12 protein-coding genes, 2 rRNA genes and 1 riboswitch (1 of these 15 only partly in view) are annotated in these 15,522 nt (G+C 68.0%); of the genes, 1 reads left to right on the top strand and 13 read right to left on the bottom strand.

Translation table 11 applies throughout. The annotated features are described in order from the left end of the window. Window positions 1-18 precede the first annotated feature (18 nt). Entirely contained in the window at window positions 19-2,904 is a 2,886-nt protein-coding gene (gcvP, locus tag IAG44_RS33695; protein ID WP_187750853.1) for an aminomethyl-transferring glycine dehydrogenase, read from the bottom strand. A 174-nt stretch (window positions 2,905-3,078) separates the two neighbouring features. Further along, a riboswitch (glycine riboswitch) is annotated at window positions 3,079-3,172 on the bottom strand. A 122-nt stretch (window positions 3,173-3,294) separates the two neighbouring features. On the opposite strand from gcvP, the gene IAG44_RS33690 reads away from it, so the two are divergent. Further along, window positions 3,295-3,669 (top strand): PRC-barrel domain-containing protein, encoded by a 375-nt coding sequence (locus tag IAG44_RS33690; protein WP_187750852.1) that lies wholly within the window; start codon window positions 3,295-3,297, stop codon window positions 3,667-3,669. Between the two features lie 44 nt (window positions 3,670-3,713). On the opposite strand, the gene IAG44_RS33685 is transcribed toward IAG44_RS33690, so the two are convergent. From IAG44_RS33685 to IAG44_RS33630, 12 genes are all read right to left on the bottom strand, one after another. Further along, complete coding sequence (locus IAG44_RS33685) at window positions 3,714-5,078, bottom strand: DNA polymerase IV (RefSeq protein WP_187750851.1); 1,365 nt, start codon at window positions 5,076-5,078, stop codon at window positions 3,714-3,716. A gap of 82 nt (window positions 5,079-5,160) precedes the next feature. Beyond that, window positions 5,161-5,808: a MerR family transcriptional regulator gene (locus IAG44_RS33680; RefSeq protein WP_187750850.1), complete on the bottom strand. Its 648-nt coding sequence runs from the start codon at window positions 5,806-5,808 to the stop codon at window positions 5,161-5,163. Window positions 5,809-6,042: 234 nt separating this feature from the next. Further along, complete coding sequence (locus IAG44_RS33675) at window positions 6,043-6,516, bottom strand: bifunctional nuclease family protein (RefSeq protein ID WP_055634823.1); 474 nt, start codon at window positions 6,514-6,516, stop codon at window positions 6,043-6,045. An 83-nt stretch (window positions 6,517-6,599) separates the two neighbouring features. After that, window positions 6,600-7,337 (bottom strand): transcriptional regulator FtsR, encoded by a 738-nt coding sequence (ftsR, locus tag IAG44_RS33670; RefSeq protein WP_187750849.1) that lies wholly within the window; start codon window positions 7,335-7,337, stop codon window positions 6,600-6,602. 40 nt (window positions 7,338-7,377) lie between these two features. Continuing rightward, complete coding sequence (locus tag IAG44_RS33665; RefSeq protein WP_187752951.1) at window positions 7,378-8,259, bottom strand: FHA domain-containing protein; 882 nt, start codon at window positions 8,257-8,259, stop codon at window positions 7,378-7,380. Window positions 8,260-8,341: 82 nt separating this feature from the next. Further along, window positions 8,342-9,172 carry a DUF881 domain-containing protein gene (locus tag IAG44_RS33660; protein WP_187750848.1) on the bottom strand — a complete coding sequence of 277 codons (831 nt, stop codon included), beginning with the start codon at window positions 9,170-9,172 and terminating at the stop codon, window positions 8,342-8,344. A 5-nt stretch (window positions 9,173-9,177) separates the two neighbouring features. Further along, window positions 9,178-9,510, bottom strand: a complete 333-nt coding sequence (locus IAG44_RS33655) for a small basic family protein (RefSeq protein WP_003977440.1) — start codon at window positions 9,508-9,510, stop codon at window positions 9,178-9,180. Next, window positions 9,507-10,403 carry a DUF881 domain-containing protein gene (locus IAG44_RS33650; RefSeq protein ID WP_246562226.1) on the bottom strand — a complete coding sequence of 299 codons (897 nt, stop codon included), beginning with the start codon at window positions 10,401-10,403 and terminating at the stop codon, window positions 9,507-9,509. Before IAG44_RS33650 ends, IAG44_RS33655 begins: the two co-directional genes overlap by 4 nt. Before the next feature lie 123 nt (window positions 10,404-10,526). Beyond that, window positions 10,527-13,022, bottom strand: coding sequence for a mannose-1-phosphate guanyltransferase (locus tag IAG44_RS33645; RefSeq protein WP_187750847.1), 2,496 nt, complete (start codon window positions 13,020-13,022; stop codon window positions 10,527-10,529). Window positions 13,023-13,133: 111 nt separating this feature from the next. After that, the gene (gene clsA / locus IAG44_RS33640; RefSeq protein ID WP_187750846.1) at window positions 13,134-13,742 is read right to left on the bottom strand and encodes a cardiolipin synthase ClsA; all 609 of its coding nucleotides are present in this window, start codon (window positions 13,740-13,742) and stop codon (window positions 13,134-13,136) included. 110 nt (window positions 13,743-13,852) lie between these two features. Further along, window positions 13,853-13,969 (bottom strand): 5S ribosomal RNA (rrf, locus tag IAG44_RS33635). A gap of 85 nt (window positions 13,970-14,054) precedes the next feature. Then, window positions 14,055-15,522: ribosomal RNA gene (locus IAG44_RS33630) — 23S ribosomal RNA — on the bottom strand; it runs 1,654 nt beyond the window's last position.

The raw sequence follows: 15,522 nt of genomic DNA, 5'->3' as shown, positions 1-15,522 counted from the left end.
AAGAAGCCCCTCACTCATTCACGCCTCGTAAGCCTCCAACGGCGGGCACGAACACACCAGATTCCGGTCCCCGAACGCCTGGTCGATCCGCCGAACCGGCGGCCAGTACTTATCGGCGACAGACCCCCCACCGGGAAACACAGCCGTCTCCCGAGAATAGCCGTGCTCCCACTCCCCACTCACCGCGGCAGCCGTATGCGGAGCATTGCGCAACGGATTGTCATCCCCACTCCACTCCCCGTTCCCGACCTTCTCGATCTCCCCCCGAATAGCGATCATCGCCGCACAGAACCGATCCAGCTCGGCAAGATCCTCAGACTCGGTCGGCTCGATCATGAGCGTCCCGGCCACCGGGAACGACATGGTCGGCGCGTGGAACCCGTAGTCGATGAGCCGCTTGGCCACATCGTCCACACTCACCCCTGTCGCCTTGGTCAGCGGCCGGAGATCGATGATGCACTCGTGCGCGACAAGCCCCCCGGGCCCGGTGTAGAGCACGGGGTAGTGCGGCTCAAGCCGCTTGGCGACGTAGTTCGCGGAGAGCACCGCGACCTGGGTGGCCCGCTTGAGCCCGTCCCCGCCCATGAGCCGCACATAGGCCCAGGAGATCGGCAGGATCCCGGCGGACCCCCAGGGCGCCGCGGAGACCGGCCCGACGCCGGTGTCCGGCCCGGCCTCGCTCTGCAAGGGGTGGTTGGGCAGATAGGGCGCGAGATGGGCCCGCACGGCCACGGGCCCGACCCCCGGCCCACCCCCGCCGTGCGGAATGCAGAACGTCTTGTGCAGGTTCAGGTGCGACACGTCCCCGCCGAAGTGACCGGGCTTGGCCAGCCCGACGAGCGCGTTCAGATTCGCCCCGTCGACGTAGACCTGCCCGCCGGCCTCGTGCACCAGCCCGCAGATCTCCCCCACGTGCTCCTCGAACACCCCGTGCGTCGACGGATACGTGATCATCAGCACCGCGAGCTCGTCCCGGTACTGCCCGATCTTCCCCCGCAGATCCTCGACGTCGACCTCCCCGTCCTCGGAGGTCTTGACGACGACGACCTTCATCCCGGCCATCACCGCGCTCGCCGCGTTGGTCCCGTGCGCCGACGACGGAATCAGACACACGGTCCGCTGGAGGTCCCCGTTGGCCCGGTGGTACGCCCGGACGGCGAGCAGCCCCGCCAACTCCCCCTGCGACCCGGCGTTCGGCTGCAGCGACACCTTGTCGTACCCGGTGACCTCGGCCAGCCGCTCCTCCAGCTCCCGGATGAGCGTGAGGTACCCGCCGGCCTGCTCGATCGGCGCGAAGGGGTGCAGCTGCCCGAACTCGGGCCAGGTCACCGGCTCCATCTCGGTCGTCGCGTTGAGCTTCATCGTGCACGACCCGAGCGGAATCATCCCCCGGTCGAGCGCGTAGTCCCGGTCGGCGAGCTTGCGCAGGTACCGCAGCATCGCGGTCTCGGACCGGTGCTGGTGGAACACGGGGTGCGTCAGGATCTCGTCCCGCCGCAGCACCTCGTCGCCCAGCACCTCCCCGGCGCCCGCGTCGAGCGCGTCCACGTCCCCGTCGACCCCGAACGCCCGCCACACGACGGCCAGTTGCTCCCGCGTGGTGGTCTCGTCGCAGGCGATGGACACATGGTCACCGTCGACGAGCCGCAGGTTCACCCCACCGTCCCGAGCGACGTCGACAACCCGAGCCGCGTCCCCGGGCACCCGCACCAGCACCGTGTCGAAGTAGGAACGGTGGACGATCTCGACGCCCCCGCCGCGCAGCCCCTCCGCGAGGACGGTGGCGTACCGGTGCGTCTTCCAGGCGATCTGCCGCAGCCCCTCGGGCCCGTGGTAGACGGCGTACATCCCGGCCATCACCGCGAGCAGCACCTGCGCCGTACAGATGTTGCTGGTCGCCTTCTCCCGCCGGATGTGCTGCTCACGCGTCTGGAGCGCCAGCCGGTACGCCCGGTTCCCGTCCACGTCGACGGACACCCCGACGAGCCGTCCGGGCAGACTCCGCGCGAACTTCTCGTGCACGGCCATGTATCCGGCGTGCGGCCCCCCGAACCCCATCGGCACCCCGAACCGCTGCGTGGTCCCGACGGCGATGTCCGCCCCCAGCTCCCCGGGCGACGTCAGCAACGTCAACGCGAGCAGATCGGCGGCCACGGTGACCAACGCGCCCAGCTCATGCGCCTGTTCGATCAGCGGCTTGAGATCGCGGACGACGCCGGAGGCGCCCGGGTACTGGACCAGCACCCCGTTGATCTCCCGCCCGGCGACCTCGGCCGGAATCCCCTCGCCGAGATCGGCGACGACGACCTCGACACCCGTCGGCTCGGCCCGCGTCCGGATCACGGCGACGGTCTGCGGGAGCGCGTCCGCGTCGACGAGGAAGAGCCCCTTCTTGTTCTTGCCCATCCGCAGCGACAGCGCCATCGCCTCGGCGGCGGCGGTGCCCTCGTCGAGCAGCGAGGCCCCGGACGTCGGCAGCCCGGTCAGGTCGGCCACCATCGTCTGGAAGTTGAGCAGCGCTTCGAGCCGCCCTTGAGAGATCTCCGGCTGGTACGGCGTGTACGCGGTGTACCAGGCCGGGTTCTCCATCACGTTGCGCAGGATCACGGGCGGCGTGAACGTCCCGTGGTACCCGAGCCCGATCATCGATCCGAGCACCTGGTTGCGGCCGGCCAGCTCCCGCAGCTCGGCCAGCACCTCGGCCTCGGTCCGCGCCCCGGGCAGCGCGAGCGCGGCGACGTTCTTGATGGCGTCCGGCACGGCGGCGGCGGTCAGCTCGTCCAGCGAGCCGTAGCCGACCTGCGCGAGCATCTTGTCCTGGGCCTCCCGGTCGGGCCCGATATGGCGCTGTTCGAAGGGAACGCCCTGTTCCAGGACGTGGAGCGGCGTACGGGGGGCTGTCATGGGGGGCCTCCTGGTCCAAGACGACCTTCGGGGGCACCACGGCTGTGGGGTGCCCGGACGGCCTCCCCCTCTGTCATCTCAACCTGAGAGCTTCACCGGCCGCCCGAGAGCGCCCGGCTTTCACCGTCGGTGAGAGCGGACGCCGTCGACACCCGCTCTGCTTTCCAGAGTGACCTCGTCCATGCGGTACGTGAGCCTGAGAGATTCCGGGGAGGAGTTGCTCCTTCGGCGCCCCCGATGTTCCGGAGGACTCTCCCGCACAGGGTCGACAGCCATTTCCAGCCTACCAGCGAGGTCAACGGCGCCTTCTTCGAGTGGCCCCGCGACCAGTTCTGTTCTTTTGTAGTCCTTACGACGAATCTCAGCCGACTTGCGACCACTGGAGGGCCCGTGCAGACCGACATCGATCCGCGCCACCTGATCGGCCGCAAGGCGTACGACCGCAACGGCGCGAAGATCGGCACGATCGACGAGGTCTACCTCGACGACGCGACCGGCGTCCCCGAGTGGGCCGCGATAAGGACCGGCATCTTCACCCGCGACGCCTTCGTCCCCCTGGAGACCAGCGAACTCGTCGAAGGCACCCTCCACGTCCCCTACGACCGCGCCCTCATCAAGGACGCCCCCGACTTCGGCGTCGGCCGCCACCTCTCCCCCGCCCAGGAACTCCAGCTCTACCACCACTACGGCATGGACACCGTCGCCCCCACCCCACCGGAGGACCGCGACTTCGGCACCATCGCGGGCGACGACCCGACCCCCTGAACACCAGCCCCCGCCCCAGGCCCAGGCTCCGGAATCTCTCAGGCTCACGTACCGCACAGGCCCTGGACACACGCCTCCCCCGGCACCAGCGGCAGCGCCTCCGCCGGCTCCAGTCCGGCATCGTCCACCCGGAACGTCCGCACCCGCCCCGGCACGGTGTCCGCCGGTGTCTCGAACCGTACGGTCACCCGCCCGACCCCGCTGCCCTGCACCCACCCGTGCCCGAACTCGGCGTGCCGCACGTCCTGCCCCGGCCGCCACCGGTGCTCGGCGGGCACCACGTCGGCCGGCTCCTCCCCGGGCGCCTCCACGACCTCCTCCTCGTCCCGTATCTCCTCCGCGGCCTGCGCGAACAGGTCCTCCTGCGTGAAGTCCGCCAGCCCCGACACACCGACGCCCAGCAGCCGCACCCCGCCCGTGGTGTCCACGGACTCCAGCAGCCGCGCCGCCGCCTCCCGCACCACCGCGGGGTCGTCCGTGGGCCCGCGCAGCGTCTCGGACCGGGTCAGCGTCGAGAAGTCGTAGCGCCGCACCTTCAGCACGATCGTCCGCCCCGACAGCCCGGCCGCCCGCAGCCGGCTCACACACCGGTCCGCGAGCCGCCGCACCTCGAACCCGACCCGCAGCCGGTCATGGATGTCGACGTCGTAGGTGTCCTCCACGGACACCGACTTGGTCTCCCGCTCGGCCACCACGGGCCGCTCGTCGCGCGCCAGCGCCATCGCGTACAGCCCGTGTCCGTGCGCCTTGCCGAGCAGCCGGACGAGTTCGTCCTCACCGGCCTCGACGATCTCGTCGACCGTGGTGATCCCGGCCCGCCGCAGGTGGTCCCCGGTGGCCGGCCCGACCCCGGGGAGCGTGCGCACCGTCATCGGCCCGAGCAGCGCCCGCTCGGTGCCCGGCTCGATCAGGACCAGGCCGTCCGGCTTGGCGCGTTCGGAGGCGATCTTCGCGAGCATCTTGGACGCGGCGAGCCCCACCGACCCGGTCAGCCCCGTGACCGCCCGTATGTCCGCCCGCAGCCTGCTGCCCGTCGCCTCGGCCGACGCCCGGTCCCAAGCCGCCCCCTCGGCCTCCAGGTCCACAAATGCCTCGTCCAGGCTCAGCGGCTCCACCAGCGGCGACAGGGCCCGCAGCAGCCCCATCACCTGCTCGCTGATCGCCCGGTAGACCCCGAAGCGCGGTGTGAGGTACGCGGCGTTGGGTGCCAGCCTGCGCGCCTGTGCCATGGGCATCGCCGAGTGCACCCCGAACACCCGCGCCTCGTACGACGCGGTGGCCACCACCCCGCGCGGCCCGAGCCCGCCCACCACGACGGCCTTCCCGCGCAGACTCGGCTTGGCCGCCTGCTCCACCGAGGCGAAGAAGGCGTCCATGTCGAGGTGCAGGACCGTCGGCGCGTTTCTCACATCTCCGATGCTGCACCACGCCACTGACAACGGCCCGGACGGCACACCCCGAAACACCCGCCCCAGCGTGCCTCAGACCGCCTCAGACCGCCCGATGCCGCCGTCTCGCCAGCTCGTCCGTCGGGTTGTGCCCGATCAGCGTCTCGCCGGTGTCGACCCGCTCGCCGTGCAGCTCGGACAACGCGCTCTCCACGTCCCGCCACACGACGCCCACGGCGATCCCGAAGACCCCCTGCCCGCCCTGGAGCAGCGCGTGGACCTCGTCCGGCGAGGTGCACTCGTACACCGTCGCGCCGTCGCTCATCAGCGTCATCCGCTCCAGATCACGGAACCCGCTGTCCCTCAGATGCCGCACCGCGCCGCGAATGTTCTGCAGCGACACACCGGTGTCGAGGAAGCGCTTCACGATCTTCAGGACGACGACGTCCCGGAAGCTGTAAAGACGCTGGGTCCCCGACCCGTAGGCGGGCCGCACACTGGGCTCGACGAGCCCGGTCCGGGCCCAGTAGTCCAGTTGCCGATACGTGATGCCGGCCGCCGCACAGGCCGTCGGGCCCCGGTAGCCGATCTCCTCGGACGCCATCGTCACCGCCCCCTTGCTGCTGCCCGGCACCACCGCCGGGCGCTGCGGAGCGTGGTCGGCCGCGCTGCCGTGAAGCCGGTACGGGCCACTCCCCCCGAACCCTCGTTCGGGGGCACCCCCAGCCGTACCGTCGCCGCTGCTTCTCACGCCGACCTCCGTCCTTGACCTGCCTTCTCGACGGTAGGCAGTCACCAGGGGTGCGTCAACGATCGCCACACTCGGCACGCCGAGTGATAATCACCCTGGGAGTGGTTTCCCGTACCCCACCGCGGGGAAAGGCTAGCCGAATGCGCTGAGCCGATCCCGTAGGACGCTCTCACTGGCCGCTGGCAATTGCCGAACCGAGACACCTTCGAAACCGGCGGGTGTCCGGCGTGCCGATCACTGGTTGCTGGTGCCGAAGTCCTCGGGCGAGATCTGGTCGAGGAACTCGCGGAACTTCTCCACCTCGTCCTCCTGCTCGTCCGGGATGGCGATGCCCGCGTCGTCGAGCACCGTGTCGCTGCCGAAGATCGGCGTACCGGTGCGCAGGGCGAGCGCTATGGCGTCGGACGGGCGGGCGCTGACCTCGACACCGCTGGCGAAGACCAGCTCGGCGTAGAACACGCCCTCCCTGAGGTCGGTGATGCGCACTTCGGTCAGCTCCTGGCCGACGGCCTCCAGCACGTCCTTGAACAGGTCGTGGGTCAGCGGCCGGGCGGGAGCCATGCCCTGCTGCGCGAAGGCGATCGCCGTCGCCTCCCCCGGCCCGATCCAGATGGGGAGGTAGCGGTCGCCTCCCACTTCACGCAGGAGCACGATCGGTTGGTTGGAGGGCATTTCGACCCGGACACCTACGACATCGAGCTCGTTCACACAGCAACCCTAGGCCGTGCCCGGGACGTTTGGGTAGTCGGGCCCCTGCCTGACGGCCGATCCGCCCAGGGCGAACGCCCGTGTCAGGGCAGCCGCACCCCGAGCGCGGTCTGCACCAGCGCGGAGTGCAGCCGGACGGTGAGCCCGGCGAGCTCCTTGGTACGGGCCTCCGCGTGGACCCGCGTCTGGGGGTTGCGGTGGCGCCGCAGCGGAGCGACCACCTGATCGACGAGCCCGGCCTCCCGGTCGGCCGCCGCCTTCATCACCCGAAGGTGGCGCGGCTCGATCCCGAACCGCCCGAGTTCGAGGACCAACTCGGCCACGGTGACCGCCTCGGCGTCGTACACGCCCTCCTCCAGAGGGGCGACGAGGCCGTAGGACTCCCACTCGGCCAGCTCCCGCTCGTCGATCCCGGCGGCGGCCAGCAGCTCGGCCCGGCCGATACGGGCGACAGTCGGCGCGTCGGAGGGGTCGGGAACCGGTTCCCCGTCCCGCTGCCTGCCCACGGTCGGCAGCGGCACGGCCTCGCCGCGCTCCAAGGCCTCCAGGTGCTCCCTGATGACCTTGAGCGGCAGGTAGTGGTCCCGCTGGAGCCGCAGGATGCGAGCCAGGCGCTCGACGTCCTGCGGACTGAACTTGCGGTACCCGGAGGGGGTCCGCTGGGGCTCGACGAGCCCTTCCGACTCCAGGAAGCGGATCTTGGAGACGGTGACTTCGGGGAATTCGTCCCGCAGCACGTTCAGCACGGCACCGATGCTCATCGGCCCGGCCTCCGTGGCGGCGGTGCCGTCTCCGGCACCGCCCCTCGGTGTTCTCAGCATGGACCTTCCCTGGGAAATCCCCGGACGAGTCCGGGGCGGGTCAGTAACCGCGCTGGCTCGCGTAGAAGACCAGGCGGTACTTGCCGATCTGCACCTCGTCGCCGTTGTTCAGCGCGACCTCGTCGATCCGCTCGCGGTTGACGTAGGTGCCGTTCAGACTGCCGACGTCGGCGACCTTGAAGGTGCCGTCCGCATTGCGCCGGAACTCCACGTGGCGGCGCGAGACCGTCACGTCGTCCAGGAAGATGTCGCTCTGCGGGTGACGGCCGGCCGTCGTCAGGTCGCCGTCCAGGAGGAAGCGGCTGCCCGAGTTGGGGCCCCGGCGCACCACCAGCAGGGCCGAGCCCAGCGGCAGTGCCTCGACCGCGGCCTGCGCCTCGGGCGACAGCGCCGGCAGCGCTGTTTGACCGGTGACCTCGGAGTCGTACGCCTCAAGGCCGGAGATGGAGATGGTGGAGGTCGTCTCCGACGCGCGCTCGGGTGTCACGCCCGGACGCAGCGGAGCGCCGCAGTTGGAACAGAAGCGGCTGTTCTCCGCGTTGCGGTTACCGCACCTCGAACACACCAGGGCCGACATAGGGGAAAACCCTCCACCCGCACTTGAGGTTGACGGTTGCCCGAAACCTATGTCGCCGGACTGCGCAGGGTCAACAGACGCCGCGCCCTGACCACCCGGAATGTCACCCCCAGCCACCTGGTCACGGAACAGCGGACGCTGGCCTTCGTCACCTGGCTGTGCGCGATGGCGGGCGGTGGCGTTCTCGCCGCCCTCTCCTCGCGCGCTCTTGCCGAACAACTTCGCAAACAACTTCACGGGCGATTCCCCTTGACCGAAACAGACCCGCCCGTGGGGCAGGACGAACCCTGACTCAATAGACCGGCCGACCCGGACACCTTCACAACGTCCGTATCCACCAGACAGTTTCCACCACCGACCACCCGATCGGTGCGCCGACCCCCCGCAACCTCATGCCCCTGCCGGACGGCCCCCATGCACCCCCGGTTCACCGGGACGACGACCGAGCGTAGTCAGGCTGCTTCGCCGCCCGCAAGGCGTCCACGACGATCTTGTCGGATCGCTCCACCGTGACGGTGGCCTGCTCCTTCTCCAGGGTCTGCACCACACCTCCCGGGATGTTGAGCGCCGGTTCCAGATCCTCGGGCTTGCCGATGACCTGGAAACGATACGGAGTGCGGATCTGGTTCCCGTCCACGCTCACTCCGTTGTCGCCGTCCGTGAAGTACGTCCCGGCGACGACGCGTACGCCGTTCACCTGGATCGCCTCCGCGCCGGCCGCGCGCAGCTCCTGGATCGCGTCGAGCAGCATGTCCGCCTCGACCGTCCCCTTCGTGTCGTCGATGGTCATCGTGATACCCGGCCCCTGGGCCGCCACCGTGCCCGCGAGGATGCCGAGTTGCCTCTCCTTCTCGATCGTCTGCTTCCGGGCCTCCTCGGCCTGGTCGGAGCTGTTCTCCAGCTCCTGACGCTGCTTGTCGAGCCCGGTCTTCTCGTCCTCAAGACGCTGGCTGCGGTCGTCCAGTTCATCGAGGATCCGTACCAGGTCCTCCTGGCGCGCGCCGCGCAGCGCGTTGTCGCTGTCGCTGTTGGAGGCGACCTGGACGGCGAGTCCGAAGCCGAGGCCGAACAGCAGCAGGGCGACGATCAGCTGGGCCCGCGTCACCCGCGGCGGCCACAGCCCCTGCACCAGCCGCTGACGGCCCGTCGGCTCCGGCCCGGCGGACGGCTCGGCCGCCTCGCGCGCGGGCGCCTGCTCGACCTCCTGCGGCAACTCCCTGCGCAGCCCGCGCGCGGGCGTCGGATCCTGCTCGCTCATCGGCGTCACGCCCGGAAGACGTGCCGGCGGATCGCCGCGGCGTTCGAGAAGATCCGGATGCCCAGGACCACCACGACACCCGTCGACAACTGCGCGCCCACTCCCAGCTTGTCGCCCAGGAACACGATCAGCGCGGCGACGACCACGTTCGACAGGAACGACACCACGAAGACCTTGTCGTCGAAGATGCCGTCCAGCATCGCCCGCAGCCCGCCGAAGACGGCGTCCAGCGCCGCCACCACGGCGATCGGCAGATACGGCTCGACGGCCGCCGGAACCTCGGGCCGGACCAACAGGCCGGCCACGACTCCCACGACGAGGCCCAGTACGGCGATCACGATGTGCCTTTCTCACTTCTCGGCTGTGCGGTTCGGACGGTCACACTCGGCGCCGCGGGCAACCGCAGGTCCTTCTCCGTGGAGATGGCCGTCCGAATGCCGTAGTTCTCCTGGAGCGCGTTCAGGTACAGGCCGTCGGCGCTGTTCTGGAACCGGGTGCTCAGCTTGTCCCCGTCCCCCACCGCGAGCACCGTGTACGGCGGCACCAGCGGTTTGTTGTCGACCAGTATCGCGTCCCCCGCGGCCCTGATCGCCGACAGCGCCGTCAGCCGCTGCCCATTGACGGAGACGGCCTCCGCGCCGGACTCCCACAGACCGTTGACGACCCGCTGCATGTCCCGGTCGCGCACCCGCCCGGTGTCCGAGAAACCGGACGTCTCACGCGGGTTCCCGTTGCCGCCCGACGTCGCCTCCTTGGCGTCGTCGACGACGAGCTTGACGCCCGGCCCGTGCACCTCGACGGCCCCCGACAGGATGCCCACCAGATCGGCCTGACCGCTGCCGCCGCTGTTCTCCAGGGCCTGCCGCTGCCGGGCGCTCACGTCGTCCCGCAGGGTGTCGACGGTCTTCTCCAGCTTGTCGGCCGCCTCGGTCTCCCGGTCGATCCGGTCGATCAGCTCCTGGCGCTCCTTGGCCACCACGGGGGCCGACACGCGCGCCTGGGCCGCGCCCACGGTCACGACGAGCGCCGCGAGCACCAGCCCTCCGGCGAGCCCCAGTTTGGCCCGCAGCGTCTTGGGCAGACCGCCCGCTCCCTCAGCGCGCCTGCGCGCGGCGGCCTCGGCGTAGCCCTCGTCGAGGCTGTGGTCCATGACGTTGGTGAGCAGCGACATGGAGGCGTCCGGACGCGACGCGCGCGCGGGTGTGCTCCGAACGGGGGGCTGCTGCGGCATGCCGCACATCGTCGCACGTCGCGGGCGCTGCTTCCGAACGGCCCCACCGGCGTGCCGGACAGGCCCCCTTGGGGACACTTGTCCGGCACGCGCGCGTGAGGGACGGTTTCAACTCACGGGCGCTCAGCGCCCGGCGCCGTCCACCACCGACGACCACTCGTCCAGCAGGGCCTGCGCGGAGGCGTCGTCCGGCCCCTCGGCCCACAGATGGGTGACGGCCTCGGCCGGGTCGGGCAGCACCATCACCCAGCGCCCGTCCGTCTCCACCACCCGCACGCCGTCCGTGGTGTCCACGAAGCGCTCTCCGGCCTCTTCGACGACCCGGCGCATCACGAGCCCCTTGACGGCCCACGGGGTCGCCACATCGCGTTTCAGGACGTGCGCGCGCGGGATCCGCGCATCGATCTGACTAAGCGTCAGCTGAGTCCGGGCCACCAGTCCGATCAGTCGTACGAACGCCGCCGTCCCGTCGAACACCCCGCTGAACTCCGGGACGATGAAACCGCCCTTGCCGTCCCCGCCGAAGATCGTCGACTCGTCCCGCCCGACCCGCGTCAGGTCGTCCGGTGACGTCGTCGTCCACTCGACCTGCGTGCCGTGGTAGGCGGCCACCTGCTCGGCGATCCTGGTCGTCGTCACCGGCAGCGCCACCCGCCCGCTGCGCCGCTCGGCGGCCACCAGGTCGAGCATCACCAGCAGCGCCCGGTCGTCCTCGATGATCCGCCCCTTCTCGTCGACCAGCGACAGCCGCTCGCCGACGGGGTCGAACCGCACCCCGAACGCCGCCCGCGACGACGCGACGATCTCCCCGAGCCGCACCAGCCCGCTGCGCCGCATCTCCCCCGTCTCGGTCGGCCGCGACTCGTCGAGCCCCGGGTTGATGGTCAGCGAGTCCACCCCGAGCTTCCCCAGCAGGCTGGGCAGCACGAGCCCCGCGCTCCCGTTCGACGCGTCCACGACGACCTTCAGCCCGGAGTCCGCGATCCCGGACGTGTCGACGTTGCGCAGCAACGACCCGGTGTACGAGTCGAACACGCTCGCCGGGAAGTGCAGGTCCCCGATCTCCCCGGGGAACGCCCGCCGGTACTCCTGCCGCGCGAACACCCGGTCCAGCTTCCGCTGGCTCGCCTGCGACAGATCCGCGCCCTGCCCGTCGAAGAACATGATGTCCACCGAGTCCGGCACCCCGGGAGACGTCCGGATCATGATCCCGCCCGCACTCCCCCGCGCGGTCTGCTGCCGCGCCACAGGCAACGGCACGTTCTCCAGGTCCCGGACGTCGATGGCGCTGGCCTGCAACGCCGAGATCACCGCCCGCTTCAGCGCCCGCGCGCCGCGCGAGTGATCACGGGCCGTGGTGACCGTCGCCCCCTTCTTCAGCGTCGTCGCATAGGCGCCCGCCAGCCGCACGGCCAGCTCGGGAGTGATCTCGACGTTCAGGATCCCCGACACCCCCCGGGCCCCGAAGAGATGCGCCTGCCCGCGCGACTCCCAGATCACCGAGGTGTTGACGAACGCGCCGGCCTCGATCGTCTTGAACGGATAGACCCGCACGTTCCCCTGGACGATCGACTCCTCGCCGATCAGACACTCGTCCCCGATGACCGCGCCGTCCTCGATCCGCGCGGCCCGCATGATGTCGGTGTTCTTCCCCACCACACACCCGCGCAGATTGCTCTGCTGCCCGACATACACGTTGTCGTGCACAACGGCCTTGTGCAGAAAGGCCCCGCTCTTGACGACGACATTCGAGCCGACGACCGTGTGCTCCCGGATTTCCGCGCCGGCCTCGACCTTGGCGTAGTCCCCGATATACAGCGGCCCCCGCAGCACCGCGTCCGGATGCACCTCGGCGCCCTCGGCGACCCAGACACCCGGCGAGATCTCGAACCCGTCGATCTCGACGTCGACCTTGCCTTCGAGTACATCGGCCTGAGCCTTCACATAGCTCTCGTGCGTGCCGACGTCCTCCCAGTAGCCCTCGGCGATGTAGCCGTAAACCGGCTTGCCCTCCTTCATCAGCTGCGGGAAGACGTCACCGGACCAGTCCACTGGCACATCGGCCTCGACATAGTCGAAGACCTCGGGCTCCATGACATAGATGCCGGTGTTCACCGTGTCGGAGAAGACCTGCCCCCAGGTCGGCTTTTCGAGGAAACGCTCGACCTTTCCCTCCTCGTCGACAATCGTGATGCCGAATTCCAGCGGGTTGGGGACTCTGGTCAGACAGACCGTGACCAGCGCCCCCTTCTCCTTGTGGAAGCTGATGAGGTCGGTGAGGTCGAAGTCGGTCAGCGCATCGCCGGAGATGACGAGGAAAGCATCGTCCTTCAACGCCTCTTCGGCGTTCTTGACGCTTCCGGCGGTACCGAGTGGCTTCTCCTCATTGGCATAGCTGAGCTCCATCCCGAGCTCTTCACCGTCACCGAAGTAGTTCTTGACCAGTGACGCCAGGAACTGGACAGTAACGACGGTCTCGTTGAGACCATGCCTTTTGAGCAGCCGCAGAACGTGCTCCATGATCGGCCTGTTGGCCACTGGCAGGAGCGGCTTGGGCATGCTTGAGGTCATGGGGCGAAGGCGTGTGCCCTCGCCTCCGGCCATCACGACGGCCTTCATGTCGGAAGCGTCCTCCTTGAAGAGACGACGGTCTAGCCGACTTCACCCGTCCAGATTGTCCCGCACTTTTCCGCCGCGGGCCATCGAGCCACCGCTCTCCGACGGGCGGGCTCAGTCGGCCATGGCGTCCGCACGGACCAAGCGGCGGACCTGTACCACGTAGAGGACTCCTGCCCACCAATACAGCGTTGTACCCCACCCTGCGAACGCCCATCCGAAAATCGCAGCGAGTGACGCGAGCCAGCCGTTTCCGTCACTGAGCAACAACAGCGGGAAGGCGTACATCAAGTTGAAGGTCGCGGCCTTCCCCAGGAAGTTCACCTGCGGCGGCGGATAGCCGTGCCGCCTGAGGATGCCCACCATCACCAGGAGAACCAGTTCTCGCGCAAGAAGTACAGCCGTCAACCAGAGCGGCAGAATCTCACGCCAGGTGAGGCCGACGAGCGTCGAGAGAATGTAGAGCCGGTCAGCCGCGGGATCGAGCAGCCGGCCGAGGCTGCTGATCTGGTTCCACCGACGGGCCAGCTTGCCGTCGAGATAGTCGCTGATGCCGCTCAACGCGAGCACCAGAAACGCCCAACCGTCACTCTTCGGCCCCCCGAACTCGGGCCTGAGAATCAACCACAGAAAGATCGGCACGCCGACGAGGCGGGCCATGCTGAGGATGTTCGGGATGGTGAGGACCCGGTCAGTCTGGACACGGGTCTCCTGGACCTCCACCCGGGGGCCTCCAGTAGGAAATGAGCCAACGATGCCCCCTGACCCTACCTCAACGCAAAAAAGCTCTGGCTCTTGGGCTTGTGTGCCCAAGAGCCAGAGCTCTAAAAGGAGTTCGGCGGCGTCCTACTCTCCCACAGGGTCCCCCCTGCAGTACCATCGGCGCTGTGAGGCTTAGCTTCCGGGTTCGGAATGTAACCGGGCGTTTCCCTCACGCTATAACCACCGAAACACTATGAAACAATCAACCGCACCGCATGTGGCCATACGGGGTTGTTCATGGTTTCAGAACCAACACAGTGGACGCGAGCAACTGAGGACAAGCCCTCGGCCTATTAGTACCAGTCACCTCCACCCCTTACAGGGCTTCCAGATCTGGCCTATCAACCCAGTCGTCTACTGGGAGCCTTACCCTCTCAAGGAGGTGGGAACACTCATCTCGAAGCAGGCTTCCCGCTTAGATGCTTTCAGCGGTTATCCCTCCCGAACGTAGCCAACCAGCCATGCCCTTGGCAGAACAACTGGCACACCAGAGGTTCGTCCGTCCCGGTCCTCTCGTACTAGGGACAGCCCTTCTCAATATTCCTACGCGCACAGCGGATAGGGACCGAACTGTCTCACGACGTTCTAAACCCAGCTCGCGTACCGCTTTAATGGGCGAACAGCCCAACCCTTGGGACCGACTCCAGCCCCAGGATGCGACGAGCCGACATCGAGGTGCCAAACCATCCCGTCGATATGGACTCTTGGGGAAGATCAGCCTGTTATCCCCGGGGTACCTTTTATCCGTTGAGCGACGGCGCTTCCACAAGCCACCGCCGGATCACTAGTCCCGACTTTCGTCCCTGCTCGACCCGTCGGTCTCACAGTCAAGCTCCCTTGTGCACTTACACTCAACACCTGATTACCAACCAGGCTGAGGGAACCTTTGGGCGCCTCCGTTACCCTTTAGGAGGCAACCGCCCCAGTTAAACTACCCATCAGACACTGTCCCTGATCCGGATCACGGACCCAGGTTAGACATCCAGCACGACCAGACTGGTATTTCAACGACGACTCCACAAGTACTGGCGTACCTGCTTCACAGTCTCCCAGCTATCCTACACAAGCCGAACCGAACACCAATATCAAACTGTAGTAAAGGTCCCGGGGTCTTTCCGTCCTGCTGCGCGAAACGAGCATCTTTACTCGTAGTGCAATTTCACCGGGCCTATGGTTGAGACAGTCGAGAAGTCGTTACGCCATTCGTGCAGGTCGGAACTTACCCGACAAGGAATTTCGCTACCTTAGGATGGTTATAGTTACCACCGCCGTTTACTGGCGCTTAAGTTCTCAGCTTCGCCAAGACGAATCTTGACTAACCGGTCCCCTTAACGTTCCAGCACCGGGCAGGCGTCAGTCCGTATACATCGCCTTACGGCTTCGCACGGACCTGTGTTTTTAGTAAACAGTCGCTTCTCGCTGGTCTCTGCGGCCACCCCCAGCTCACCGAGTAAATCGGATCACCAGGAATGGCCCCCCTTCTCCCGAAGTTACGGGGGCATTTTGCCGAGTTCCTTAACCATAGTTCACCCGAACGCCTCGGTATTCTCTACCTGACCACCTGAGTCGGTTTAGGGTACGGGCCGCCATGAAACTCGCTAGAGGCTTTTCTCGACAGCATAGGATCATCCACTTCACCACAATCGGCTCGGCATCAGGTCTCAGACTACGTGCAGGGCGGATTTGCCTACCCTGCGTCCTACACCCTTACCCCGGGACAACCACCGCCCGGGCTGGACTA

The sequence above is a fragment of the Streptomyces roseirectus genome (genome assembly GCF_014489635.1).
Classification (GTDB): domain Bacteria; phylum Actinomycetota; class Actinomycetes; order Streptomycetales; family Streptomycetaceae; genus Streptomyces; species Streptomyces roseirectus.
The sequence above is the reverse complement of the archived record's forward strand: the minus strand, read 5'-3'. Positions and strand labels throughout refer to the sequence as shown.